The organism is Micromonospora endophytica (assembly GCF_003236305.1).
In the GTDB taxonomy this organism is placed as follows: Bacteria; Actinomycetota; Actinomycetes; order Mycobacteriales; family Micromonosporaceae; genus Micromonospora; species Micromonospora endophytica.
Map to the genome: position 1 here is coordinate 1 of NZ_POTX01000552.1, position 395 is coordinate 395.

The window sequence follows — 395 nt, forward strand, 5'->3', positions numbered from 1 at the left end:
GCTCAAGCTGTCGCTCCGGCGACGGCCCAGGGTGGCACGGTCGCGGCGGCAGGTTGGGACGCGCTTTCGAAGGTGCCGTCCGTGGCCGAGTTGGCTGCGCAGATTCCGAACACGCAAGTCGTCCGCGACGCGCGTGAGTCGGCAACCGCCGGTACCCCGCGAGAGCAGGCTGCCGTGGCGGAATACATTGCCCGCAAGTATCGCGTGGCGGCTACAGCCACCGGCCAGCTGGTGAAGGCTGCGTATCAGACCGGCAAGGAAGTCGGCCTGGATCCATTGCTCATCCTTGGCGTGATGGCGATCGAGTCCAGCTTCAACCCGTTCGCCGAGAGCGGTATGGGTGCGCAGGGCCTGATGCAGGTCATGACGAAGGTCCACCAGGACAAGTACGAAGT

At 65.3% G+C, this 395-nt stretch carries 1 protein-coding gene; it reads left to right on the forward strand.

Features of this window, described 5'->3' with window-relative positions:
• Positions 1–81: 81 nt before the first annotated feature.
• A partial coding sequence (locus C1I93_RS33470; protein ID WP_220039632.1) for a lytic transglycosylase domain-containing protein occupies positions 82–395 on the forward strand: 314 nt, incomplete at its 3' end.